General features: G+C 54.8%; 18 protein-coding genes, 2 tRNA genes and 1 pseudogene. 10 read left to right on the forward strand and 11 right to left on the reverse strand.

All coding sequences use genetic code 11. The annotated features are described in order from the left end of the window. Nucleotides 1-90: 90 nt before the first annotated feature. The 8 genes and pseudogenes from H9L05_RS09510 (at nucleotide 91) to H9L05_RS09545 (ending at nucleotide 7,022) form a co-directional block, all read left to right on the forward strand. Nucleotides 91-166 (forward strand) — tRNA-Gly (locus H9L05_RS09510). Nucleotides 167-636: 470 nt separating this feature from the next. After that, entirely contained in the window at nucleotides 637-804 is a 168-nt protein-coding gene (locus H9L05_RS26840) for an HNH endonuclease (RefSeq protein WP_223284930.1), read from the forward strand. Next, a tRNA-Leu gene (locus H9L05_RS09520) sits at nucleotides 787-869 on the forward strand. The genes H9L05_RS26840 and H9L05_RS09520 overlap by 18 nt, the downstream gene beginning before the upstream one ends. A 147-nt stretch (nucleotides 870-1,016) precedes the next feature. Further along, complete coding sequence (locus tag H9L05_RS09525) at nucleotides 1,017-2,648, forward strand: PAS domain-containing protein (protein ID WP_187733957.1); 1,632 nt, start codon at nucleotides 1,017-1,019, stop codon at nucleotides 2,646-2,648. 38 nt (nucleotides 2,649-2,686) lie between these two features. Then, nucleotides 2,687-4,200: pseudogene (locus H9L05_RS09530) on the forward strand (PAS domain-containing protein); the annotation flags it as partial. Then, nucleotides 4,174-5,034, forward strand: a complete 861-nt coding sequence (locus H9L05_RS26845; RefSeq protein ID WP_187733959.1) for an ATP-binding protein — start codon at nucleotides 4,174-4,176, stop codon at nucleotides 5,032-5,034. The pseudogene H9L05_RS09530 and the gene H9L05_RS26845, both read left to right, overlap by 27 nt. 80 nt (nucleotides 5,035-5,114) lie before the next feature. Next, nucleotides 5,115-6,173: an AAA family ATPase gene (locus H9L05_RS09540; protein ID WP_187733960.1), complete on the forward strand. Its 1,059-nt coding sequence runs from the start codon at nucleotides 5,115-5,117 to the stop codon at nucleotides 6,171-6,173. Between the two features lie 30 nt (nucleotides 6,174-6,203). After that, nucleotides 6,204-7,022 (forward strand): class I SAM-dependent methyltransferase, encoded by an 819-nt coding sequence (locus H9L05_RS09545; protein ID WP_187733961.1) that lies wholly within the window; start codon nucleotides 6,204-6,206, stop codon nucleotides 7,020-7,022. 45 nt (nucleotides 7,023-7,067) lie between these two features. On the opposite strand, the gene H9L05_RS09550 is transcribed toward H9L05_RS09545, so the two are convergent. From H9L05_RS09550 to H9L05_RS09565, 4 genes are all read right to left on the reverse strand, one after another. Beyond that, the gene (locus H9L05_RS09550; protein ID WP_187733962.1) at nucleotides 7,068-8,366 is read right to left on the reverse strand and encodes a lipopolysaccharide biosynthesis protein; all 1,299 of its coding nucleotides are present in this window, start codon (nucleotides 8,364-8,366) and stop codon (nucleotides 7,068-7,070) included. After that, on the reverse strand, nucleotides 8,360-9,595 hold the full coding sequence (locus tag H9L05_RS09555) for a glycosyltransferase (RefSeq protein WP_187733963.1): 1,236 nt from the start codon (nucleotides 9,593-9,595) through the stop codon (nucleotides 8,360-8,362). The genes H9L05_RS09550 and H9L05_RS09555 overlap by 7 nt, the downstream gene beginning before the upstream one ends. Before the next feature lie 109 nt (nucleotides 9,596-9,704). Further along, complete coding sequence (locus H9L05_RS09560; RefSeq protein ID WP_223284846.1) at nucleotides 9,705-11,258, reverse strand: hypothetical protein; 1,554 nt, start codon at nucleotides 11,256-11,258, stop codon at nucleotides 9,705-9,707. A 49-nt stretch (nucleotides 11,259-11,307) separates the two neighbouring features. Further along, complete coding sequence (locus H9L05_RS09565; protein ID WP_187733964.1) at nucleotides 11,308-14,166, reverse strand: TonB-dependent receptor; 2,859 nt, start codon at nucleotides 14,164-14,166, stop codon at nucleotides 11,308-11,310. A gap of 297 nt (nucleotides 14,167-14,463) precedes the next feature. Here H9L05_RS09565 and H9L05_RS09570 point away from each other — a divergent pair, with 297 nt between their 5' ends. Both H9L05_RS09570 and H9L05_RS09575 read left to right on the forward strand, forming a co-directional pair. After that, nucleotides 14,464-15,342, forward strand: coding sequence for a YicC/YloC family endoribonuclease (locus H9L05_RS09570; RefSeq protein ID WP_223284847.1), 879 nt, complete (start codon nucleotides 14,464-14,466; stop codon nucleotides 15,340-15,342). A 330-nt stretch (nucleotides 15,343-15,672) separates the two neighbouring features. After that, nucleotides 15,673-16,212: a hypothetical protein gene (locus H9L05_RS09575; protein WP_187309761.1), complete on the forward strand. Its 540-nt coding sequence runs from the start codon at nucleotides 15,673-15,675 to the stop codon at nucleotides 16,210-16,212. A gap of 207 nt (nucleotides 16,213-16,419) precedes the next feature. Here H9L05_RS09575 and H9L05_RS09580 read toward each other — a convergent pair whose 3' ends face one another. From H9L05_RS09580 to H9L05_RS09605, 7 genes are all read right to left on the reverse strand, one after another. Further along, a complete protein-coding gene (locus H9L05_RS09580) occupies nucleotides 16,420-17,274 on the reverse strand; it encodes a M28 family metallopeptidase (RefSeq protein ID WP_187733966.1) in 855 nt (284 codons plus the stop codon). Next, the gene (locus H9L05_RS09585) at nucleotides 17,187-17,633 is read right to left on the reverse strand and encodes a hypothetical protein (RefSeq protein WP_187733967.1); all 447 of its coding nucleotides are present in this window, start codon (nucleotides 17,631-17,633) and stop codon (nucleotides 17,187-17,189) included. The genes H9L05_RS09580 and H9L05_RS09585 overlap by 88 nt, the downstream gene beginning before the upstream one ends. 203 nt (nucleotides 17,634-17,836) lie before the next feature. Then, nucleotides 17,837-18,244, reverse strand: a complete 408-nt coding sequence (locus H9L05_RS09590; protein WP_187733968.1) for a VanZ family protein — start codon at nucleotides 18,242-18,244, stop codon at nucleotides 17,837-17,839. A gap of 18 nt (nucleotides 18,245-18,262) precedes the next feature. Next, the gene (gcvH, locus tag H9L05_RS09595; protein ID WP_187733969.1) at nucleotides 18,263-18,643 is read right to left on the reverse strand and encodes a glycine cleavage system protein GcvH; all 381 of its coding nucleotides are present in this window, start codon (nucleotides 18,641-18,643) and stop codon (nucleotides 18,263-18,265) included. A gap of 145 nt (nucleotides 18,644-18,788) precedes the next feature. Beyond that, the gene (sov, locus tag H9L05_RS09600) at nucleotides 18,789-25,334 is read right to left on the reverse strand and encodes a T9SS outer membrane translocon Sov/SprA (protein ID WP_262892696.1); all 6,546 of its coding nucleotides are present in this window, start codon (nucleotides 25,332-25,334) and stop codon (nucleotides 18,789-18,791) included. Then, nucleotides 25,217-25,927 (reverse strand): hypothetical protein, encoded by a 711-nt coding sequence (locus H9L05_RS24950; protein WP_262892659.1) that lies wholly within the window; start codon nucleotides 25,925-25,927, stop codon nucleotides 25,217-25,219. The genes sov and H9L05_RS24950 overlap by 118 nt, the downstream gene beginning before the upstream one ends. Next, nucleotides 25,912-26,166, reverse strand: coding sequence for a hypothetical protein (locus H9L05_RS09605; protein ID WP_187733970.1), 255 nt, complete (start codon nucleotides 26,164-26,166; stop codon nucleotides 25,912-25,914). The genes H9L05_RS24950 and H9L05_RS09605 overlap by 16 nt, the downstream gene beginning before the upstream one ends. Nucleotides 26,167-26,182: the final 16 nt, after the last annotated feature.

Genomic DNA, 26,182 nt, shown 5'->3' on the forward strand with positions numbered 1-26,182 from the left:
AATCAAGAAAAATGTGGCTTCACCTCTTGACAAAAGCGAAATACATTGTACTTTTGTCGCACCATTCGCTGCTTCGGCGGCGTATCTCAAGCGAGAGTAGCTCAGTTGGTAGAGCGCGACCTTGCCAAGGTCGAGGTCGCGAGTTCGAACCTCGTCTCCCGCTCCAGATGAAAAAAGGACGTTGCTATTCAGCAGCGTCCTTTTTCTTTTTTAGCTTGTTCAATACGCTTATTGATGAAAAGGCAGACATTAATTTAGATCGTTAAATAAGTGTCTACCTTTATGAGGATGTTGCTATCTTTGTGCAGATAGTTTTGCATGAGAAGAAAAATATCGGACGAGGAGTTTAGCAAAGCTGTAGCTCAGAGCTTATCGATTGCACAGATAATTGTGCGATTAGGGCTAGTGCCAGCGGGGGGTAATTATAAGACGGTGCAAACGCGTATCACCAAATTGACCCTTGACACAAGCCACTTTACGGGTAAAGGTTGGAATGTGGGAGAACGGTATCAATCTTTTTCAAAAAGCTTTTCGTGGGAGAATGTGCTCATCCAAAATTCTAAGTACACGTCGAGTAACCGCTTGAAATACCGTCTGCTAAGTACAGGTCTTAAGCTTCATCAATGTGAGCAATGTATGTTAAGTCAGTGGCTAGAACAACCCATCCCATTGGAACTACATCACGTGAATGGCGTAAATAATGATCATAGAATTGAGAATTTACAGTTATTGTGCCCAAATTGCCACGCTCAAACCCCAACCTACCGGGGTAAGAACCAAGCAAGAGCCGGAGTGGTGGAATAGGTAGACACGCAGCACTTAAAATGCTGTTTCCTTTGGAAGTACGGGTTCGATTCCCGTCTCTGGTACTTTAAAAGCCTTCTGCCAACTGTGCAGGGGGCTTTTTTTGCTTAATGCCAAAATCAGTGCGTTCAATTGCGCCGGGCAGCGTACCTTACTTTGTATGATTATTGCCGGAGGACCTACTTGTGCCTAAAGGCTGTTGCTCTGCTTGTATGACCCTAGATTCAGTTGATTATCAAGCCTTATTTGAAACGTTGCCAGGTAGCTATCTGGCTTGTAGCCCCGAGTTGGTTATTGTAGCGGTTTCGGCTGGACTGGAAGTAGCAACTGGAAGAGCAAAGGAGCAGTTGCTGGGCAAACCATTAAAAGAAGCTTTGCCCGAGGAAGGCGGGGCACGGCGAAGCCTGTATGCGTCACTACGCCACGTACTGGAGCATTCTACGGCGCATGAGCAGACCCTAGCTTCGAATCCAGTAGCCGTAGATACTGGCGACTCGACGAGTATAAAGAGAAATTGGCACAGCCGAGCATGGCCGGTGCTGGGGGCGGGGGGCAAAATTCGTTATGTTTTGTATAGTGTGGAGGCTGTGCCAGTGCCTGCTGCGCGCGTTGCTACGGGTCAAACGGTACAGTGGAAAGCTGCCGACACGAATGAAGCTCCGGCGGGCCAGCCTCGTCAGCAGCTAATAGCGGCCGACCAACAGCTCCAGCAGATCTTACGGCAGGTGCCAGCCCAGATAGCGACTCTGTTAGGCCCTGATCATGTATATGGCTTTATCAATGAGCAAGCCCAGCAATTGTTGGGCGAAGCGGCAGCGCTTGGTGTGCCCGCTGCCATAGCTCGCCCTTCGCTGGTAGATACGGGCTATATCCGTCTGGTAGACCAGGTTTATCAGACGGGAGTACCGTTTGAGCTGAGCGAAATGCCTACCAAGCAGCCTGACACGGCAATCAACTCCCCCGGCGAAACGCTGTATTTTGATGGCGTGCTGCGACCCCTGACCGATGAGCAAGGGCAAACGCAGGGAGTGCTGGTGTTTGGAATAGATGTAACCGAGCGGGTTCGGGCCAAGCAACGCGCCGCTGAACTGCTAGAAGAAGTACGCCTGCAGGACCAGCAGTTTCAGCAAGTAATGGAAGCCCTGCCTCAAATGGCGTGGGTAGCGCGACCTGACGGGGGCGTCACGTATTACAACAAACGCTGGTACGACTTTACGGGGAGCAATTTTGAGGAGATGCAGGAATGGGGCTGGGAAGGGTTTGTTCACCCCGACGACCTGGCGACCACTGTACAGCGCTGGCAGACGGCTATAAGCCAAGGAACAGTGTTTGAAACCGAGCACCGCTGGCGCGATCAGCAAGGCAGCTACCGCTGGTTTCTGGCCCGCGGCGAAGCAATTCGGGCTGCTAATGGCAGCATTCTGCGTTGGGTAGGAACCAATACCGACATTGATGAGCAAAAGCGCTTTCAGCAACAGCTAGCGGCAAAAGACGAACAGCTGCGCCAGATTCTGCGCCAAAGCCCAGCCCTGATTGCCACGCTGGAAGGCCCTGACCATCGCTATGCTTTCACCAATCCGGGGTATGACCTATTGGTGGGCTACCGGGCCCAGGTGGGAAAGCCGGTGGCTGAATGCCTGCCGGAACTGGTAGAACAAGGCATTATCGACAAACTCGATAGCGTTTACCAAACGGGTGAGTCAGTCGCTAATCTCCAAACCTACCTTGAACTGGTAGACCCGGTGAGTGGAACGCGACATCCCATTTACATTGATATTACTTACCAAGCTCTACGTGATGCTGGGGGCAAATTCAGGGAGTTTTGGCCTTTATCGTGGAAGTAACGGAGCAAGTACTCGCTCGCCAGCGCACCCAGGCCCTGATGGAGGAAGTGCAGGCGGGCTCTTTACAGCTAGCTCAACAGCGCGAAACATTTTACCGGCTTTTTCAGCAAACCCCGGCCAGCATAGCTATTCTGCGCGGCCCTGAGCACCGCTTCGACTACTTGAATCCTCGGTATCAAGCACTGTTTCTCGATCGGGAACTGCTGGGCCAACCGATGTCGGAGGCGCTGCCCGAAACAGTGGAGCAGGGTTTTGTGGAATTGCTTGATCGGGTGTACCGCACGGGCGAAACCTTCTTTGGCAATGAACTGCCGCTTCGGATAAATAGCACATCTGCTGACGGCTCCAAATACTTGTATTTCAACTTCACGTATCAGGCTTTACAGGAAAATGGCCTTACGGTGGGCGTGGCCATTTTTGCCTACGACGTAACCGAGCAAGTAAAAGCGCGCCGGCAAACCCAGGTGCTGCAAGCCAAAATGGGTCGGCGCGACCGGGAACTGCGGATGATGGCCGAGAGCTTGCCGCTCGTCACTTTCGTGACTGAAACCGACGGCCGACTGAGCTACATAAGCCCGCAATGGTACCAGTATACAGGCAAGGCTTCTGACTCAGGTTTTCAGGATACCTGGACTGATACAGTTCACCCTAACGACCTGGAGGCGCTGCAAAAACAGGTCCTCGACGCTACCAATAGCCTACGACCCTGGCGCTGCGAGTTTCGCTTGCTTCGGCATGATGGACAATACCGCTGGCATCTGGGCCAAGGCGTGCCCGATCTGGATGTGACCACGGGGCAGCCACGGCGCTGGTTTGGCTCGAGTACGGACATTCACGAACTCCGCGACCTGCAGGAACAGTTGGTACTAAAGGACCAGCAGCTACAGCAGATTCTAAGTGAGGTGCCGGCTTACATTGCCACCGTAACGGGCCCCGAACACCGCTATGCCTTTGTCAACCCTGGCTATAATTCCCTCATGGGTGGGCGCATAAAACTAGGCTGGCGAATAGCCGACTTGCTGCCGGAGCTGGTAGAGCAAGGTTTCGTGTCGCTGCTGGATGAAGTATATACTTCTAAAAAGCCCTACGTAGGTCGCGAAACCCCCATTCAACTTCTCGATCCTGAAACTGGCAGCAGCCGGGAGTACTACCTGGATTTTGTGTACCAACCGCTGTATGATGCGCAAGGTCAGACCCAAGGCATTCTGGGTTTTGGCATCGATGTAACGGAGCAGGTACGCGCCCGCCAACAAACCACGGCGCTGCAAGCCGAGCTGCGAGGCCGCGACGAGCAGTTCCGCTTCCTGGCCGAGAGTATTCCCCAGATTGTATGGACGGCGGCGGCCGACGGAGAAGTAGACTACTTCAATCAGCAATTGTGGGATGCCACAGGCTTTCATCCAAGCGAAAGCCTGGGCGCGGTAGCGTGGCTGAAACTTATTCATCCGGACGACCAGCAACGCTCCCAGGCAGCTTGGGAGGAAGCGGCCCGCACGGGGGCAAATATGAGATTGAGTACCGATTTGTGTCGCGCCTGGGAGGCTACCGCTGGTTTTTGGGGCGGGCCGAGCCTCTGCGCAACACGGCGGGCGAGGTAATAAAGTGGTTTGGCTCGTGCACGGATATCGACGATGTAAAACACGCCCAACAGCACCTACAAATGCAAAATGCCCAGCTGATTCGTATCAATCAGGACCTGGACAACTTCGTGTATACCGCTTCGCACGACCTCCGGCAGCCCATTTACAATATGGCAGGCATTTTTGAGGAGCTGACCCGCACCACGCATTTCAATGACCCCGACACGGCCGAGTTGATCGCCATGTTTGAGGAAGCCCTGCAACGCATTTATGGCACCATTCAGGACCTGGCCGACTTGGTGCAGGTGCAGCGCCGCCACGAGCAGGTTCCCGCCGAGCCAGTAGATGTTAAGTCGCTCGCGCAGTCGGTTATTCGTAGTATGCAGGAGCAGGTAGAGGAAGTGGGGGGCAAATTTGAGCTGGATACCACTGCCGTGCCCACGCTGTGGTTTGTGCGCAGCAACCTGCAAAGCGTGCTCTATAATCTGCTCAGCAATGCGCTGAAGTACGCCATGCCCGGCCGGCCGCCCTATATCCGGGTGCGCACCGATTTGGTCGACGGCGTACCCGTTCTCACCGTTACCGACAACGGATTGGGGATTGATATGGCCCGCCACGGCGCGGAGCTGTTTCAAATGTTCCGCCGCTTCCACGACCACGTAGCGGGATCCGGCATGGGGTTGCACCTCGTCAACCGGATTATTCAGCAGGCTGGCGGCCACGTGGAAGTGGAAAGCACCGTGGGCGAGGGCACCACGTTCCGGGTATATTTCAGCCCCCAACAACAGTTGCGCAGCGCCAAATAGGCAAGGAGCTTGAGAGAAAATATGGTCATAAACAGACTAAGGCGGCAAAACCGGAGTTTTAATCTGCTCCCGGCTGCAAAATGCGCCGGCTGCTAAGCCGCGTAATCACTACTTTTAAGCCTTTCCTCCTCGCCCTCCCCTATGGCCGCTCCCGATTCCCCGCCTACGCCGCCGATCAGCTCGCTTATTACCAGGACAAAATCAAGCAGGTATTTGCCGAAGTAGGCAAAGTGGTGGTGGGCCAGCAGTACATGGTCAATCGGCTGTTGATTGGGCTGTTTACTGGGGGGCATATATTGCTGGAAGGCGTGCCGGGGCTAGCCAAGACACTGACTATCAGTACACTTTCTAAAGTGTTGCACCTGCACTTTCAGCGCGTGCAGTTCACGCCCGACTTGCTGCCTTCCGACCTGGTAGGCACCATGATTTACAATCAGAATCAGTCGGAGTTTCAAGTAAAGAAAGGACCCATTTTCGCCAACCTCGTACTGGCCGACGAAGTGAACCGCTCACCGGCCAAAGTACAGAGCGCCCTGCTCGAAGCCATGCAGGAAAGACAGGTCACCATCGGCGAAACCACTTACCCGCTTGATTTGCCTTTTCTGGTATTGGCTACCCAAAACCCAGTAGAGCAGGAAGGTACGTATCCATTGCCCGAAGCCCAGGTCGACCGCTTTATGATGAAAGTGTATGTCGATTACCTGAAGAAAGCCGATGAATTGGAAGTGATGCGACGCATGGCCAACCTCAGTTACGTGGGCGATGTCAGCCCGGTGCTTACCAAGGAAGACGTGTTTGGCGTGCGTGGCCTGATCAATCAGGTTCAGATTTCGGAAACCCTGGAGAAGTACATTGTGGAACTAGTATTTGCCACACGTAAGCCCGCCGAGTACGATTTGGCCGAGTTTGCACAGTACGTGCAGTTTGGGGTAAGCCCTCGGGCCAGCATTGCCCTGCACCGCGCCGCCAAAGCCGTGGCCTTCTTCGACAGCCGCGACTATGTATTGCCCGAAGACATCAAAGAAGTAGCCACCGACGTGCTCAACCACCGCATTCTGCTCAACTACGAAGCCGAGGCCGATGGCATCCGCACGCAGGATTTGATTGAGGCCATTCTGAAAAAAGTGCCGATCAGCTAGTTTCACGCCTAAAACCTGCCCTGCCACACTGTGTCTCGCCTTACCAAAACCCTGCGGGCGCTGGGTAGCCTTGTGCGAAATCCGTGGTTGCTCAATCACGTGGTGGCTGCTGACGAAGCAGCATGGCAGCGCCAGGCATTGGCCAGTGCTGCTGGCCGCCACTGCCTGACGGCGCACGGGTTGCCGGCGGTAGCTCTCACGTCATTTTTGCCCCCCAGCGGCGATACGGTGCAGCCGTTTGCCTTTCGCGAGGGTGGCTCGCTGCCCACCGACCTGGCCTTGCTGCGTGGTCTGGCGCGTTCTATGGCGGATTGTCGCTACTTCGAAATAGGGACGTGGCGGGGCGAAAGCGCTGCAAATGTGGCGCAGGTGGCCAAGTCAGTTCATACGCTCAACCTATCAGCAGCCGAAATGCGGGCTATGGGTTTGCCTGCGCGCTACGCCGAGCTACACGGGTTTTTCTCGAAAGACTTAGCCAATGTGCAGCACCTCTACGGCAACTCCGCCAGCTTTGACTTAGTGGGGATAGGCCAGACATTTGATTTGATTTTTATCGACGGCGACCATCATTACGAAGCAGTACGCACGGATACGCGCCGCGTGTTTGAGCACTTAGTCCATCCCCACACGATAGTCGTGTGGCACGATGCGGCGCGCCAACCGGGGCAGCCGCGCTGGGAGGTACTGGCTGGCATCCTGGCTGGGTTGCCCGCCGCCGCTAGGGGGCAATTAGTGCAAGTAGCGAATACGCTTTGCGCCATGTACCTGCCCGAACCGCTGCTTGCTTCTGCCCCCGATCATCTGGCGGATCCAGTGCCCGCGTTTTCGGTACATATTCAGCCGCACTAACTCGGTGAAGAAAGCCTGATGGCGCTTAATGAGCTGACGAAAGACCTATTTAACGGCTACTTCTCTTGTGGGCTCAACTTTGCTTCTCTGAAGGCGCAGCAGCTGAATAAGGTAGTGCAGCTCAGCTTTTCCGGGCAATAACTCGCTTAGAGGTAAACCGTTGGCATTTCGGAAAGTACGCAGTAGATACGCGGTCGAGAAGAGGTAGGACAAGGTCGCTGCCGTGGCTGCTCCCTCAATTCCCCACTGAGATATCAGTAGCCAGCACCCCGGAACCGTGACAAAAAGCCCCCCCATGGCTGCCGCCGTATTGACCTGATAGCGTCCTAATCCGGCAAAGTAAGAGTTGAGAATAATGCTGACCGCCATGGCTACTACTCCCGGAGCCAGCAGCAGGATAACGGGCCGCGCTTCCCCAAAGTCAGCCCCGAATACGGCGGCCAGCACGCTAGCCGGCAGCAGGCATAGCGCCAGCACAATAACCGTGGTGCTGAGCAGTGTGAGGCGAATGCCGCGCAGGGTAGGAGCCAGTTGGGAGCGTTTATCAGTGGCATAAATCAGGTCGACGTATTGGCTTTGCGAAGCGCTGCGCGCAATCACCCAAACGGCCTCCGTCAGGGCTACGCCCACCGACAATACGCCGACGGAATGGGTATCGGCATAGTAGGCTACAAAGTAATAGCTGAGGCGGAAGTTGATGAAGGACAATATGTTAGACAAATGAGCAGCGCGGCTGTGACGGGCCAGCTCGCGGGCCGAAGCGCGTAGCCGACGGCTCATCTGCCAACGGTCGGCCAGGCGGTAGAGAAGCGTCAGGCTCAACAGAAAAGGAATGCCTTGGGCGATGTAAGCGGCGTAGTAATACACCTCCACTGCGTGCCAGCGCCCCAGCGTAAAAGCCAGCAGGAGCAAGCCACCTTGCAAGCCAGTAGCTAAAAGCAGCAGCGAATTATAGGTGCGCTCCTGCCGCCGCCCCAGCAATAGCCCGGCGTTTATCAGAAAAAAGGCTTGCAGCAGACATATGCCCCACAGATGTCCCGCGTAGCTGAAGGGCACTGCCCGCCACACCCAAATACCCGCCGCGCCCGCCGTACACACTAATCCTGCCCATATATAAGCCGGTATCAGCAGGTTCCAGACGTTGCGGCGTGGCGCCAGATAGATAAGCGAAACGCCGCCCACCAGCCCGATAAACAGCAAAAGCAAGGCACAATCCGTCACGAAAAGGCTGATGGCGCCGCGGCCTGCCGCACCTAAGTAGCGTGCCGTGAGCCACACAATGCCGAAGCTGCCTCCGGCCGTAGCCAGCCGCGTGACCATATTTTGAAAAACCCGCTTCAGCATGAGACAAGCGCTGAATGAGGGCTGATTTGTGCCGGAATTTGCCCCCCAGCGGACCGCAGTATGCTGGCGTAAAGAGCTGCAAACTGGCTGCCCACCCGCGCCGGACTACAGCGAAGCCCGGCATCACGGCGGAGCTGATCGGGCTCAAAAGTTGCGCTGCCACTTAGGACCGCCGAAAGGGCCGCCGCCAGCTCGGCTTCGTTATCGGGGGCTACGAGGAGACCAAAGTGGCCCACTGGCTCAAATAGCTCCGGCACCCCGCCCGTATGCGTGGCCACCACGGGGCAAGCACAGGCCCGGGCCTCCAGCAGTACGCAGCCAAAGGTTTCGGCCCGGCTAAAGGAAACCAGCGCCGTGGCGCGTTGCATTTCGGCGGCTACGGCGGCGTGCGAAAGTTTGCCCAGGAAAGTGACCGTACGATCGGAGAGCAAGCCTAGCTCCTGGGCCGCGTGCCGTATGCGAACCTCATCGGGGCCGTAACCAGCCAGGCGCAGACGCAGATCGGGCCACGCCGGACGTAAGCCAGCCACCACCCGCAGGATGCCGGTCAGGTTTTTAACGTCTTCGTGAAAAGCGGCTACGTGCAAAAGCGTCTGGGGAGCGCGCAAAGCGTCTGGGGGGCAAAAAAGGTCCGTATCGACCACGTTGGCAATAACTACGCTTATGTCATTTCTGAATCCCAGGTCCTGCATAGCTCTTTGCAGCGCCTTCGATACGGTATGCCGCGCCGCCGCGCAGCGCACAACCACGCGCGTGAGCTGCCGCCGAAGCCAGCCAATAGTATGAGCCCGAAATGGCAGATACAGCGTCCAGTGTTCGGTAATAATATAAGGAACTCCGTGGCGCCAGCGCCACCACAGCGCAGCAAGTCCCGTGCGCAGCAGCACATGCACATGCATCAGGTCAGGATTTGCCCCCCAGCGCTGGGTTGCCTGCTTGTAGCCTTGCCCCACGCACCAATAGTAGAGCAGCAGCTTCAGCAGCTTATCGAGCATTGGCAACCCGCTGGGCCGCGCCCGATAATAGTAGCGCAGAACAGGTACCGGGCCATCCATAGATTCTTCGCACTCGGTAAGGGCGGCTAATGGGCCGCCGGCTACCGTCGCGAATACGACCGCCACGTCTGCGTGGGGCGCAATAGCTGCCACGTGGCGCGCCACGAAGTCACCATCCTGGTCATCGTAGCGGTTGGGGTACCACTTGGGCAGCATAAGTACGCGCGGCTTCATACTGGCTAAGCTAAGCACTATTTATCGGCCTGCTAACCCATAAAAAAAGAAGCCCCTTGCGGAGCCTCTTTTTCATGAATAGTATATCAGATAAAGATAGATGATAAGCTTAGTAATCAGTGTTTTGGGGGTCGAAGTTAGTCCAGCCGGCCATCCAGTTATCAGCCGAGTTGCCGGAGCCGGAGAATGCGCCGATGTAATCTACTTTGGTGAAAAAGGGATCTGAAACCTTGGCATCCGTGAAGTTGGCGGGCGCGGCCGGAGCCGTGGCGGGGCTCACCGTCACGATCGGGGATGCCGTGCGGGGCAGGAAGCTGGGCGCCGTCAGGTTGAAAGGATTCAACAGTTGCACGTTGTCGGCGGTGGTGTAGCGACGGTTACCGCTGGCTTTCAACCACGTAAGCGGGCCAACAGCCGAGCCCCAGGCCGCCGAGTCGGAGCTCATGGTATTGTTGGGCGTCAGGTTGCTTGGCCCACCCGATGGACCTACGTAAATAATGTCGCGCTGCCCCCGCACGGAGTTGGAGTTGGTCAGCGAGCCAGCCACAATGTTATTCTTGAATACCAGCTCATTGGCCGCAATACGAGCCGCCGTTACGCCATTATCGATCAGCACTCCGGTTGGGTAACCGACGATAACCGAGTTGAGAATGCTGGTAGAAGTATTGCGACGTAAATGAGCGCCAGCCGTGTATTGGTTGCTGATATTGGCCTGGGGCGAAGGGTTCAGCAAAGGCCCAATGGCCGTAATGTTGGAGAAAACCGGTGCTGTGCGCGGCAGGTTATTGGATGAGTTGCCGTCGTTATCGGATTCAAATGCCTTGGAGCCTGACTGGTCGGCTTGGAGCGGATCGCGCAGGGAGACCCCAAACTGCACTTTGCCCGTGAAACCAAAGTCGGTGTCAAAATCGTCATCGAAAGCCCGGTGCGATACCAAATATTTAGCATTCACAGCCCCACCGTACCATTCAAATGAGTCGTCGCCATTATAGCTGACCTGAATATGGTCGATAGTAGTGCCGCTGCCCACGCCGGCCAGCGTAAGGCCGTTTACTTCATTGTTGGGCGAGAAAGCGATGCCACTAAACTCAATGCGCACATACTGGAGCGTACCGGAGTTGTCGGCCTTCAGCGGAGAGTTAGGATCGGTAACATTGACGGTACCATACCTGGTCGTTGGTCCGCCCTCAATAACTGGGCGGTCTGTGGGGTTCACAGGCGCATTGCCGGCAATAATAACTCCTCCCCAGTCGCCATAATTACGTGCGCCTTTGGGCTGGTTTGAGGTGAATACAATCGGCTTCGCAACTGTTCCTTTCGCTTCAATTTTGGCCCCCGGCTCAATAATTAGAGCACCTTTGGTATCCTTGTCACCTTTGATGATGGTGCCGGGTTCAATGGTGAGTGTGGCGCCGCTGCGTACATACACAAACCCTTTGAGTAGATATTTATTCGCCGCCGTCCAGGTGGTGTTGGTAGTGATTTCGCCCTGCACATCCACCGACTGGCCAGTGGGTGGGGTAGTGACGGGGGGCGTAGTGCCACCCGTGGGGGGCGGATTTGGGGCTGGCGTCGTGTTTTCCTTCTCGCAGGCTGCCAGAGTCAGCATCAGTGCTGCCGAGCAGGCTAGCGGGGTGATGCGAAGTAGCTTTTTCTTACTCATACAAAAGGTGAAGTGTTGACTAATGGGAGTTAGATAAAGCAATTGGAAGCTAGGGGAGGGGAGTGCGGGGCGCTTTACCATCGAGGGTGAAGCGCATGCCCACGGTGTAGTAAGCGCCACGACGGTAGCTGCTCAGCGAAGGATCGGTGTCTACCTCGTACTTCTTGTCGCGGTTGAAGTCCTGGAGCAGGTTCACGCGCTGGTTGAACACGTCCTGAATACCGGCATTCAGCGACCAGTTTTTGGAAATCGACTTGGTGAGCGTCAGGTCCACGGTGTGGCGCGGCATCTCCACTACGTCGGGGTATTGGTCGCTGCCGGCAAACAGGATGCGGGGGCCAAATACGTTGTAGAGAGCGGCCATCTGCCAGGTATTATCGGGCGTCTGGTAGTACAGGCCCGTATTCACCACGTAAGGCGACTGACCTTGCAGCGCGCGGTTGCGGTCCCAGGCCACCACATCCGAGCCCAGCTTCACCTCGCTTTTAATCAGCGACGCGTTGAACACGGCCGTCAGATTGGCGAAAGCTTGCGTGTTGAAGGCCTCGTCCAGGAAGTTCAGGTTCTTCTTGATGTCCAGCTCCAGGCCGTAGGCATAAGCACTCGGCGCATTGGCAAAAGAGTAAGCCAGGTTGGACGTGGCGACTACAATGTTCTCAATCGGGTTGCGGAAGTTCTTATAAAAGGCCCCCACGTGAATCAGCTCGCCCTCGGAAGGATAAAACTCATAGCGCAAGTCCACGTTGTCGATGGTGGCAACCTTCAGCGGGCTTTCGGGGCTCAGATACAGCGACCCGTAGTTGAGGACGTTGAAGTCGAAATCGTAGTAGAAGAACGGCGCCGACTCGCGGAACTCCGGCCGGTTTAGACTCCGGCCGTAAGACGTGCGCACCAGGCTGGTTTCCGAAAAATTATAGCTCAGATTAGCCGAAGGCAACAGGAAGTTGGTCGTGTAGTTCTGGTTTACCGGCTGCCCGTTCAGGCCGGTTTCTATTTTCTGCACGTTGCGCTCAAACCTCGCTCCGGTCAGCAGCTTGATCTTAGGCGTCACCGGCACATTCACCGATAAGTAGCCCGCCTCCAGCTCATTGCTTGCACCATACTGATAGGTGGAGTTGATGTCTTCATCAACCCTGAAACCGCCTGAGGCGATGTTCTGGGGGGCAAATATGTTCCCGATGTTCTGGTTGCGGATGGTCTGATCGGTGGCCGTGCTGTTGAGCGAGTAGCCGAAAGCCCGCGCCTCAAAGTTTCGGTCGCGATACTCGATGTAGGTGCCCGCGCCCAGCTCTACTTCCCGCTCACCCACCGTGAGCTTGTGCTTGCCGTTAACGTTAACGGTGTAAATGTCCTCGTTCAGCTTCTGGAACAGGCGGCCGGCATTGTTCACGTCTACCTGACCAGCGGCCGGCGTCAGCACCGTTTCGACCGGCTCTCTTCCTTCTGCATTCCCTGCCGGCTGCACGGAGTATGCTACCCGGCGCAGATCGGGCTCGTTGCGGCTGGAGTACCCGTAGCCGCCCACCCATTCGAGGCTGGTTTTTTCGTCGTTGAAGCTATGCGTGCCTGCCAGCTGGCCCGTGTAGGTAGTGCGGCCCTGGTAGCCCATCGCGTAGCTTTTGCGCACCTGCGTACCCTCATTATCGTAGCCGTCGCGGGTGGTAAGCTGGTTGCGGCCAAACTGGTTGAAGAGGTTGCGAAACTCCAGCTTGTCGCCATTATCAAGCATTAAGCTAAAGTTTTGGACGGCTCCCAAGCGCACGTTGTTGGTCGACTGATCATCGCGCAAACGGTCCGTGCGCTCTCCACTGGCATCGTACACATTGCGGTCGATGCTGTAGTTGGTGAAGGTATTGGTGTAGTTCAGCGAGGAAATGCTACCGATTTCCAAACCACCTATGTTAATCTGATCCAGATACGAGGCGTTGAAGCGCACATCAGGCATCGCCTGGGTTTTGAAGATAGGGAAGGTATTGTCCAGCTGCTTCGCATAGAAGTCGCGCTCGTACTGCTGATAAGCCGAACCCAGCACCGGAAAGCCCCCCGGCAGCTCCCGCTGCCAGGCGCCAAAGCCCAGCCAGTCGGTGTTGCTGCCTTTGTCGGTATAAAAGGTATTGCCGGTAGTGCCATTGCGGTAGCCGCCGGAGTAGTTTACCGTCAGCAAGCGCTCGTTCAGCACTGGCTTGCGCAGGTACACTTTCACCAAGCCGCCGGCAAAATCACCGGGCAATTCGGGTGAAGGGTCTTTAAACACGAGCACTCTATCGAGCAGCGCACTAGGTACGATATCGAAAGAGAATGATTTCTTGTCCGTCTCGGAGCTAGGCGCGGTTACATCATTCAGCCAAACTGAGTTATAGCGCTCACTCAAGCCTCGCACCTGGATAAAGCGGTTATCAATGATGGTGACACCCGGAATGCGGCGCACCACTTCGGCGGCGTCCCGATCCTGCGTTTTTACGATTTGCTCCGATGATATGCCGCTCACTACCTGCGTGGCTTCCCGGATTTCAGAAATAACGGATACCTCCGTATTGGTGCGCCGCACGCCTCGCACAACTACTTCACCGAGCTGCTTGGTATCCTCTTCCAAGGTCGAGTTTACCGTTGCCGTTTCGCCCGCTTTTACTACCACCTGCGGTATTTCGCGGTTTTTGTAGGAAACGGACGTGATAATGACTGTGTAAGTACCAGCCGGAACATTGGAGAGAATGAAGCTGCCATCTACATTGGTTTGCTCGGCCAGCGTGGTGCCCGCCAGCCGGACTGTTCCGCCAATAACCCCTTCCTGGGTAGTAGCGTCCTTAATAGTACCTTTTAGAATACCGTTTTGGGCCAACCCTACAGTAAGGGTAAAAACGGTTAGAAACAGGGCTAGAAAAGCCTTTTTTGAGCAGATGTTTCCCATATCGAGTACAAAAGTACCGGGGGGCTATTAGCTCAATATTTCCTGGGTGTTATGTAATCGTTAACCACCTAGCCACCACTCCTATTTCATTCGGAAAGCCGTTTTTACCACTCATTATTATTTATGATCGGTAGTGTGTCAACCTAATAAGTGCTTTTCTTTTTAAAGTATAACTCAGAAAAACAAGGAATTAGCTGTGTAAGCTGGACGCTGCTGGTCAGTTAGGCATCAATAGTGAGTTCTTTACATTTGTAGAGGTTCACTTCTTTTCCTGACTCGCTTTTTATGCTTCAATCCATGACCGGTTACGGTATCGCGCACCGCGAAACTGACCGTTACTCAGCCACTGTTGAAATCAAATCGCTCAACTCCAAAACTCTGGATCTGAGCCTGCGCCTACCTCGCTTTCTGCAGGATCGGGAATTAGAAATCCGAAATCTGGTAACCAAAAGTCTGGTGCGAGGCAAAGTGAATCTGAACTTCGATTTTACGCGTCCTACTGCTGCCCGCACCACATCTAATGTAAGTCGGCCAGCCTTGATGGCGGCATTTGAAGAGCTGAAAACCGTGGCTCATGAAGTAGGCATTAACCCTGGTGAAGAGACGCTGCTGGCAGCTCTACGTTTCCCCGGCGTAATACTGTCGGCTAGTGAGATGCAGGCTGAGCCAGAGGAGGAAGTTGCCTGGGAAGAATTGTTGCCCTTAGTGCATGAGGCACTGGAGCATCTAAATCATTTTCGCCACAATGAAGGGCAGGCACTGACTATCGAAATCGTCAGTTACGTCGACCGTATCCGCATCCTGCTAGCCGACATAGACCGGCACGATCCTACCCGCATCGAAAACGTGCGCCTGCGCTTGCAAGCTCATCTTGGCGAGTTGACTAAGCATGAGCAGTTTAATGCCATCCGCTTTGAGCAGGAGATACTCCATTATATAGAGAAGCTGGATATCGCTGAAGAGAAAGTGCGTCTCATCAGCCACCTGCATTACTTCACCGAAACAGTTTACTTGCCCGAACTCAGCGGTAAGAAGCTGGCATTTATTGCCCAGGAAATGGGTCGGGAAATAAACACGATCGGCTCCAAGGCCAATGACTCAACAGTGCAGCATCTGGTGGTCAGCATGAAGGAAGAGCTTGAAAAAATTAAGGAGCAGATCAACAACATCCTCTGATCCTTTGAACGTCATTTACTAGCTGAAATTCTGGAATGGTATATTTATAATATTAATTAGTATATAACTTTATCAACAATTAAATGAATCATAATCTTTGTTTTCGGCCAACGTAAAAAAAGTTGTTGAAGACCAAATCGCTGTTTTTAGGCTGTTTTGAAAGATTTGATGCTTAAATAAGTTATAATTAGCAGTCTTGAATAATTATTTTTCCATGATAAGCTTGCGTCTTCATAAATGGTTCGTAAATTGTGTTATCCAAACAGAGCTACTTCTGCTTTCATGGATAAATGCTCTATTTTGAGTTTCACATTTTTTCGGTTCAAGGCTATGAGAAAAGTCTTACTATTACCTGTTCTGTGCCTCTTCCTTCTTCTGACGGCAGCCCGGCCAGCCGCTGAAGTTGAGCTAATCAAGAAGCGTGTATTAAGCGAGCGAGTTGAGATCCTGATTCCGAAAGGATTTGAGGTGATGAGCGAGCAGCAGATGGAGTTCAACTACGCAAAGTCGCAGAGTCGGCCGAGCATGATCTTCACTAACAGCAAGGAAGCTAGCTTAGCCTTTAACTACACCGACAATGCTGCCGATCAGGATATGATCGACATGTACGCAGCTACGTTCTATAAAACCTATACAAAGCAGTTTAAAGACGCTAAGTGGTTTGAGAACGGTGTAAAGGAAATCAACGGCCGCAAGGTGGGCTACATGGAGCTGATGAAGCCCGAGCTAGGTCACGAGGTGTACACGCTGATTTTCTTCACCGATGTTGAAGACAAGCTGCTCATGTGCACTTTCACCTGCGCCGACCGTCAGAAGCCAGAGTGGGAAGCTGTAGCCAAGCAGATCATGGCTTCCGTAAAAACGAATTAGTACGCCTTTTCGGCTTACTTGTAAAAAGCGCTTCGGCCCGGCTGAATTCACATTATGTGAGTTCAGCCGGGCCGAAGCGCTTTTTACTTTAACAGCTGTTGGCCCGAACAGGCCCTTCTTTCTATTCAACCAGCCTATAGTGTATTAGCTAGGCAGTGTGATGCCATGCTATTGTGGCTCTCATTTACTTATCGCGGAACTTTGCAGCTATTTCGCGGGCGCGGCTCCCAAGCTATTTAAGAATGCGCTTACCAAACCAAAAACGCCAGTAAAAGCTGTAAGCGGGAGCGTTTCAGCACGGTCCTGTACATCATGGTAAGCTTTGATGCCACCGCGTGTGTACAGAAAGAAGGCCGGTACCCCACGCTCTGAAAAAGGAAAATGGTCGGAGTTAGCCGCGCGTCCCCGGGCTGCGATGTCAGAAACGAAGTGCTGCTTTTCGTTGAGGCTAGTTAGCAATTGATACGCGCTGGGCAGCAGACGGCCGTTCACTACTGTCAGGCCTTCATCACCGGTGCCCAGTAAGTCGAGGTTAACCAGAAACTTTATCTGCGTAAGTGGCACCAAAGGATGGTCTACGAAGTAGCGGGAACCTATTAGTCCGGCTTCCTCCGCCCCAAACGCAATAAATACGACGGAGTATGCGGGCCGATTGGCTGGCTGCGTGTAATAAGCAGCTAGCTCCAGCAGCATAGCGGTGCCGCTAGCATTGTCATTGGCACCCGGAAAGTAGGCCTGCTTGCCCATGCGCCCCAAGTGGTCGTAGTGAGCCGTAACGATGAGAAATGAGTCGGGCTGAGTACGGCCCGGCACATAGCCAACCACGTTTTGGCTGCGGTAGTCGCGCTGGAGGCGCGCCTCTACCTGAATTGTAGCCTGGGGGGCTTTTTCAGGCCAACGGTCAGCCAGAACGAGCAGGCGAGGCTGTGGTTCCTGCGAAGCAGCCAAGGAAGCTGTTAGCTTGGAAACCAGTGTCAGGCGGGCAGCGGCCTGGTTAAGATGTTGGGTGAAGGCGTCGGGGAGAGTGAGCAGGCGGTCCGCATCGCGCTGGCGCAGGACCACAATTTTGCCCCCAGCCTCTGCTCCAGCCAGCGTTGCCCGGCAGTTTCATTGGTGAAGATGAGCGTATCTAAAACCAGAATGGACCCCGAGACGCGGCCTCCGCCAGAAGCGGGCTCGGCAATAAAATCGACACCGGGCCGTAGACTTTGCCCCCCAGCCTGAAGCCGTAAGTTTCCGGGAAAGGTATTAATGTCGAGGGGAAAGGGCTGGGTAAAGTCAGGCGCTAATGGCTGAAGTTTGAGCTGCCGGAAGCGCTGGCGCAAGTAGTGGGCCGCTTTCTGGTCGCCTTGCCGCACGTAGCCGCGCCCATGCATAGCGGGCGCTGTGAGGTTGCGGATATTCTGGCGAACACGCTCCATATCCTGCGCAGATACTGGAACTGATAAGCTCAACCATAAAACCCCCAGCAACCCTGTTGGCCGTATCGCCGCTAATAATAGATGAGTGGTCAGTCGCCGAGTAGCCAGCATAAGTAGCGCTTAAAAACTGCTTGGTTACCGCACTAGGTCCTTTACCTTTTTGGCGTTGGTTGTTGACTAGAAAAAGGACGAATGGCGGGTTTCTATTTGATCCACCGACTAGCAATCTGCGCAAAAAAGCCCCCCAGCAGAGCCCCAATGCCGTCACTGAGCAAATCCGACCACTCACCGTGACGACCAAGGTTCATACTACTTTGTAGAACTTCAATCAACCCACCAAACAGAGTGCTCCCAATAATAACGAAGGGCACAGCCATAGCGCGCAGCCCTGGAAAGCGGCTTTGACGACGTATCGAGAAAAAGCTGAGCACTGCCAACACCGCAAATACGAAAGCATGCGCGGCCGTATCGAAGGAGAGCAGCTCCCAACGCGGCGTGACCGGCATATCCTTGCTCGGCGTGAGGGTCAGGAGCAAAATGAACGCCGCCCACGTCCCCGGTAGGGCCACATAGGCCCGGCGCGGAGAAGCAGGCGGCGCTGAAGGAGACACTGCCAATGCAAGAGTAAATTAAGCGCCTACAAGCTCGCCGTACGCTTCAGCTGTCAGCAGCGCTTCTACTTCGGCGGGGTTGGCAACGGATATTTTAATAATCCAGCCGTCGCCGTAAGGGTCAGAGTTTACGGTTTCGGGGCTGCCGTCGAGCTGGCTGTTTACTTCCAGTACGGTACCCGAAATAGGGCTAAATAGGTCGGAAACCGTTTTTACGGCTTCTACTGTTCCAAACACCTCGTTCTGCGCTACCTCTTTGTCGAGGGTGTCAATGTCCACGTACACGATGTCGCCAAGCTCTTTTTGGGCGTGGTCGGTGATGCCGATGTAGGCTACGTCGCCTTCTACACGCACCCACTCGTGCTCTTTGGTGTACTTCAGATTTTCGGGAAGATTCATAGGGGACAAAATTGAAGAGGTAGAGAGAGCAAAAGTAAGAGTTAAATGGGCAAATGGCTAACTGGCTAAATAGTGGATTGTTCAATGGGAAAACAGAACAATCAGCCGTTTAACCTTCTAACTATTTAGCCATCTGCCCATTTATTTACTGCCCTAAGCTGTAGCGTAATTGCACACCGCCCTCGGTAGACGACGTTTTGAAGGCATTCTCCACGCGTGGATCTGAGATGTTGCGGGTAAAGAAAAACTGCAGATTCAGGCGCTGATTGAGCACATAGTCAATGGTGGGGCGAAGCTGCACCTGCCGGTTGCCATTCGTAGTTAAGCTAACCGGGCGACCCAGGCTAGGAGTTTGACCAGAACTTGGGTCAACCACATCCAGAATAGTGCGCTGAATGGTGGTGTTTTCGCGGATAGAAAGGTCAAGGCGGGCCGTCAGCTCGTTGTTGAGTACACGCTGATTATTGCCCGATCCGAAAGGCAGCTTAAGCCCATTCGTGACGTAACCGAAACCAATTACCAGCTCCTGCGTGTGCAGTTCCGTGATTTGCGCATTGGTCGTATTCAAACCAATATCACGCTCCGTGCGGTATTCCACCCGGCCCGTTACCTTCTCCAAGGTCTGAAAATCAACGCCAATCAGGGGGCTCAATCGCTCGGCAATAGTTACTTGTCCGATGACGTAATATGGAATGAACTGCTCCAGCCTGTTGATTTCCGTTGATAAATCTTCTGGCTCAAGTTTGTTCTGATATTGGCTGGCTGTGCCGTAACTACCTACACTATAAATGGAGCTGTAAGCGTGGCGCAGGGTAACAGAGCGGAAATAGCGCTTCACGAAAGGCAGCTCAGCTAGCCCATTGTAGTCGATACGCCAGTTGGGAATCGGTATTTTGAGGAAAGGAGTAAACTTTCCATCATTCGTGTTGCTCGATGACTTGCCCCGATATGCATCCAGGAAAGCGGGCAAAAGTACGTCTTGCGAATTGTAGCCGTAAGTGCCTCGTGTATTATTGGCCGCCGTTAGCCGCTCCTGAATTGGCCCCCGGTTCTCGACAAAGCGGTTAAATGCTTGTGAAATGGTGCCATTAGCCGTCCGGTCGCCGAAGAAGGTTTGAATCGAAACGATGGACGTGCTGAAAGAGCCCGTGCCCAAGCGCTGACGACGTGCCAGTTCACCCGTGAAGTTGCCGTTGGTATCCTGAAGGGGCAGCAGCGATACTGAGTCTACGGCCAAGCGGTAGAATACATCTTCATTTTGTACTCGCTGCCAACGGGCATCCAGGCGAATGTTGAAGTCGCGGAAAGGCTCCAGCGCAGTCTGTACGGTGATGTTATCGGTTCGTAGCGAACTCAGCGGCGTATTCAACAGGTCGCTACGCTGGGTATACCAGCCACGGCCAGCGGCCCGGTCATACAATGCATCGAGGTCGTACTGACGGCCAAGCAGGAAGGGTACACCAGGCGCATCGAAGTCGCTGTCCAACCCGAAAAACTTGGTGCGGGGCAGATAGCCTGGCAGCAGGGTGCCGTTGCTGAGCGTGTACGTAAAGTTGATGGAGCGAGCCGTCATCAGGGAGCGCAACACAGCCTTCAGGAAGCGCAGCTCAGGTCCCTTGGCCGAATCGGCGGGGGCCGGAACAGCGCCATTGGCCGGCTGTGGGGCATTTTGGGTGGCGGCGCGGGCCGTTGGCGGCGGCGCGTTATTGATAATATTCAGAAAGCGCACCTTGTTATACAGCTTCACCAAATCGATGCGGCCGTTGGCACTAAAGGCACCATTGTTTTGAATGGTATTGCCCAGGTTGAGCGGAATGGTGGTGGTGTCGGCGAAGTTGGACGGGTTGACTGGCGCCCGCAACGCAGTGGAAGCCGCCTGCCACGTGTAGTTAGCTTCGTAGCGCGTGTCGGCGGTTAACCAGTCGGTGAGCGGGAACTTGTCCAGCGGCAGCCGGTAGGTGAGGGCGATAGTCTGGTTGAAGTTTGTGGTGCGGCCTCCTCTCTCAAACAAGTTGCGGCGCAGCAGCTCCCGGTTACGCTCAGCCTCGGGGCTTTCGCCCAGTACACGGCCCGGACCTTCATCAATTACTCCGCGGTTGGTGGCGGTATAGTCCAGAATAAGACTTTTTGTCAAATCCCACTTCAGGTCGTAGATCCGGTTAAAGAAAAAGCTCTTCAGGAATACACCTGGAATTCCGGCGGTAGTCGGTACCTGACCAGGTATCTGTGTGCGTTGGAGGAAGCGCTCATTATATCGTCTGTCCAGATCAGCGCGAAAGGAGAATCGGCTGGGAGTCGGCGTGAAATTCAGTTCCTGGAAAATCTTCAGATACGGTGAGTCCAGCGCCTTTACATTGGCCAGCGGCGTGTAGCTACGGGGCGTGGTCTGGTAGATGTAAGCCAGCGCCCCGTTGTAGGTGCGCGTAAAGTCGCGGTCCGTTACGATGTCGGTGTGCCGACGCTCCGTGAGCGAATAGCTCAAAGCCAGGTTCTCTATATCGTAGGGGCGCACCTTGCGCTCCGTGTTGGTGCGCTCTTTCCGCACATTTAATATACTGATGCTTTTACTGCTGGTCTGGTCGATTACCTCTCTGCGGTAGTCAGAGCGCGCCGACTCGCTATCAAACTTTTGCAACGACTGCGTGAGCTCCGTGTCCGGGTCGAGTGGGTCGTATTTTGGTACGCGGCTTTCCGTGCCGGCCTGAAGCAGCACAGGCACGCGCAGGGCCAGCTTTTCGGGGAAGAACTTCTCGGCCGCTATGGTCGCGTTCAAGTCGCCGCGGCTGACGTTGTCCAGTGAGCGTTGGCTGGGCCGATCCTGCAAGCCACCAAAGCCCACCGATGTAAAGCTGCCCGTAGCCGTGATATTGGCCAGATCGGCCAGCTTGGTATTGAAGCGGGCTGTAGCGGCGTAACCCGATTCACGGTCGAAGTCAAACACCCGGAACTCATCAGCCCATAAACAGATCGACTTGGGCGCATTGTCGTCGGTGGGATTAAGAATACCAATCATTGCCCCCTGCACCGCACTGAAATCGGGGTTGCCCACAATGGTAATTTGAGCCTCTACCCCGTTCTGACCAATTACAGTCTTCACAAACGGCACGTTGAACGCCACGCCGGCTGCATTACGCTCCGCTTTGGCATCAACGAACTGCTGTAAAGAAATCTGAACCTCATTTTCCAAAGGCCAGATATCGCGCTGACCCGTGAGGCCGGGGCGGGTTAATTTGAGGGGAACAGAGTATTCGTAGTAGTTCTGGGTATAGTCGGTGCCGATGCGGATAAAGCCGCGTACCTGACCATCCTGAATGCTTTGGTCCTGGCTTTCGGCGTGCAAAAACAAGCGCAGCTGCTTGTAGCGTAGCATGTTGATGCTGATATTCTTATACGCTGCCTTGCCGTAGCCATCGCGCAGGCCTTCCACGCACAAGCGCAACGACTGCTCGTTCTGCTGACGATTCACGGTGCTGGAGCCGTATTCGCGGTCACGCTCGATGCCGGGGGGCAAAACGTACGGAATCTGGTCGGCGCCCGCGGCCAAGCCGTTCTCTTCTAGGCTTACCGTGGAAATGTCGAAGGCGTCAGCGTCAGTATCGGTGTTGATGTTTGGGCGGCCGGGCTCAGCAATAGTAGTCAGGAAGCGGCGCCACTGGTTGGCCACAAACTGTAGCTGCACCAGGCGCAGCACCGCGGGCTGCTGCCACTGGGTCATATACATCCGCACGAAGCGGATAGATTTGAACCCGAAAGGCTGCCCGTTCTGAGTGCCACGCACCGCCGAATACTGACGCACCGGTATCCGAAACTGATACCACGATACATCATTGCCGTTTCTCTGTTTGGTGATTTTGTCGATGATGTAGTTCTGACCTACCGCTAACTGCCCCGGCTGGAGCCGAATCCGGTACTCATAGTAGCGCTCCTGGTCTGAAATAGCATTGTCGCGGTTCAGATCTTCCTTGTCAGGGAAAGCGGTCGAACTCTGCTGAGCGTCGCCGTTCGAGTTGCCTTCCATGCCATTGAAGTTCTTGTAGCGACCCAGAATCTTTACGTCGCGGCCCTCCGAGTTGTAATAGCCATCGAGGTGATGGCGAAAGTTGTCGGCAGAGGGGTCAGCAAACTGAGAATATACCCCCTGGAAGAAGGTTTTCTCATCCGTATCATTAAAACCATCCAGACCAATGTCCTGCAACTCGCGCCCGCCGGGAGCCGAGCTAAAGGCATCGGTAATAAATTGCTGACGCGTTACGCGGCCCCAGATGCCCTGCTGCGCATCGGCATTCGTAATGCTGGCGCCATCAGGCAGGCCGTTCTCAAACTCGTGCCGCCCATCCTTGAGCACATCTTCCGACACCGACCCCAGGTTCAGATACAGGTCACCGCCGGTGGTGTTGTTCTGGGGGGCATTTTCGGAGTCGTTAATCTGTCCGTTGGGCCCGGCAATGAAAGGGTCCATCAGCCAGAACTCCAGGTACTCTACGTTGGCGTTGTCGAAGTCCGTATCGAAGGTGATTTCCCGGCTGATGCCGCCATACCGCGCCGCATTGGCCGCTGGTGCCTGGTTGGCAAACTTGCGCTCATCGGTCGTTGATACCTCCGGCGTGTAGTTATACTGCCCCCGCTCGCCCGGATAATACGCCATGTCAAAGCTGAACTCGAAGCTGTTGCCGGTGGCACCTAAGTCGCGGTTAGGGAAAATCTCGCTCCGCTCAATACCACGAGTGTAGTGGTTGCTCAGGCTGGGGTCGTTGCTGGAAATGTTCTGCGGCTTGCTCTGCCCACTCGTATAATAGGTCTGATCAATAGTGTACCAAGCCAGCTTCGCCCGCCGGTATGCCGACGACAATCCATCCGGATTTGCCCCCTGCAAAGGCAGTGGAGTAGCAGCCAGGCGCCAGGCAATGTTTCCGTTCAGGCCACCTAGTGAATAAGGAGTGCGGGCCGTTTCGAAGTCGTCGATGTAGGAGACGCCGTTTTCGCCGCGGCCCAGCTGCGAGCGGCCCGGTACCAGTCGTGCAAACTCCCCGCTGAACGCTACTGAGGAGGGCTCCTTCGTGGCAATCAGTGGCAGCATATCCAGGTACTTGGTCAGCACCCGCGAGTCGCGGCGCATGTTCACGTCGAGGCCGTAGATGGTATTGTTGCCCGGCTCGTCGCCGATGCTGACGCGGTTGATACCGGGCGCTTGATTTTCGCGCAGGTGCAGCACCGTGGCACCAAAGTTTATGTCCTGGTTCAGGCGATAATCGAAGCGGGCACCCACCAACCGACGCGGCTGAATCTGCACGACGGCGTCTTTCTCAAATTCTACCCGCAGCTCGTTGGCGGAGTTCAGGTAGCTAGGATTGAGAATCTTGACCTTCGCCTGATCGTAGAAAACCTGGTAGTCACGGCCTTCTTCCAGCAAAGTGCTGCCCGAGCGCACCCGCACCGAGCCCGGTGCCACCCGAATACCGGGCAAGGCAATTTCGTCGGTAGCCGTGGCTTGGAAACGCCCTTTGAGAAAGAACTTATCCTTTACCTGCACCTGCTGGGCATCGCTTTGCACCTGCGTATACAACTCATTGTACACGTATTTCTCAATCAGGGCAGTCTCAGTAGGAGTGAACTGGGCTTGTAAATAACTACCAAAGGGCTCTACTACTGGAAAGATAATCTTGCCTTGTTCCGGGTCGATGGTAATGCCGGAAATGAAGTCGAAGTTGCCGTCGGGATTCTGGTCGTTGTTGGGGTTGACGTTATCCAAGTTCAGCACCTCAATTAGGGGGCGATTGGCAATCCGTTCACCTTCCTTCAGTGAAATCAAATCGACACCCGTTTGGTCATCTTTATAAATTACCTGAAGCTGAAAGTTGTCGCGGTTGAGCTGGCTGGCATTGAGAGGATAGACGTTTTTCATCATCAAGTCCCAAGTAGGCAGGTTGCCGCTGGCCAGGTTTGGATTGCTAGGATTCGCGGCCGGATTAGCTAAACCCACCCCGGGGTTGGTGGCCTTCAGCATCTTCAAGAATATCACCTCATCCTGCCGAACGTTGGCATAATCCTCAACCAACTCACCTACTTTGTATACCTCGCCGTTATAAAGGTACTCGTATGACACGCCCAACACCTGCTCCGGCAGCAGCGCGGTATTTAGGCTTAAATAACCAAGCTGGGCATTAAACGTGTACTCGCGTGGGTCCAGTTTACGGGCCCTAACACGCTCGAAATCAACTGTTTTTTCCAGATTCAGGCCGGCCAGGAAGTTATCTACGGTTAGCTCGCCGCGGACTTGGGCTCCGCCATTCGCTAGCGCGTTGAATTCACTGTTAGCGTTGTTGGTGGCTACTACACGCGGGCTAGGGTTCTGAAACTGCTGTCGATACACGCGCGTCGGCTCAGCCAAGTCCATCAGTGTCACCACGTTGCGTAGGTTATCCGTGGTGCGGTTGTCATTGGTCACGTACACCTCCAGGCGCCGGATCTCAATACCCGACTGTACCGTAGGCAGGTTGCGCAGCGCCGCATCGTAGCGCTCGCGGAAAAAGTGCGACAGGAAAAAGTGCCGGTCGCGTTCGTATTGGCTGGCCTTTAATTCAAATAAGCGGCTCTGTGCGCCATTCTGCACCCGCACCTCATCAGCGGTGCCGCGCAACGTACTGGCAACCGCCGTGATACCCAGCTTGCCAAACTGCAGCTGGGTCTTAATACCAAACAAATTTTGCCCCCCTGCACTAGGGAGTTGTTCAACGGCAAGCTCACGTTGCCCAGCTCCACCTTGCGGATAATATCGGTTTCGTAGCCCGTATAATCGAGCTTCATGTTGTTCTCGAAATCAAAGGCCGCTTTGGTGTCGTAGTTAAACGTGAGGCGCAGCTTTTCCCCGATCTGACCTGTCACATTTAGGTTCAGGTTCTGATCGTACTCGAAGTCGCCCACGCGCTGCTGCCGCAGGGTAAGGGCGGGATTACGGTTGCGGTTGAAGCGCGCGCCTGCTCGCAGCGTCACGGCACCCTGGGGCTTGATATCCACGTAGCTGCCGCCAAAAATGCGGTCCGCAATAGGACCTAAGTAAATGCGCGGAATGAGGCGACGCGAGCCCGTTACACTTTCCCCATCCAAGCCGGCCGAGCGCGTGCGAAAATAGTCGCGCACCACGCGCTGCTGCTGATAGCGCGAGTATTCCTCAAAGCTGACGCGCGTCGGGTCGCGAAAATCAATGTCCGACCCGACGCTCTCCCGGATATCATAATTTTGGAGACTGTCATCGGGCGTCACCTCCACATTCACGTTTGAAGGCAAGTCCAGCAGCAGCGGCGACCGGCGGCGCTGGGGCGAAAGCGGGGAGCCAATACGGTCCTGGGGGCAATTTTGGGCCGCCGGCTGGAGCGGTAAATGCTCGTATCGGGCAGTACGGTGCGCGGCGTATCGGGTACTATGGATATGTCTGGCCGGCTAGCCGCCGGCAGCCAGCTCCAAAGCTGGCGCAGGGCAAACGGGTGGGCTTCGGTAGGTTCAGCCTGCGATAACCAAGTCAGCAATGACGCGACAACGACT

The sequence above is a fragment of the Hymenobacter qilianensis genome (assembly GCF_014489555.1).
GTDB classification, from domain to species: Bacteria; Bacteroidota; Bacteroidia; order Cytophagales; family Hymenobacteraceae; genus Hymenobacter; species Hymenobacter qilianensis.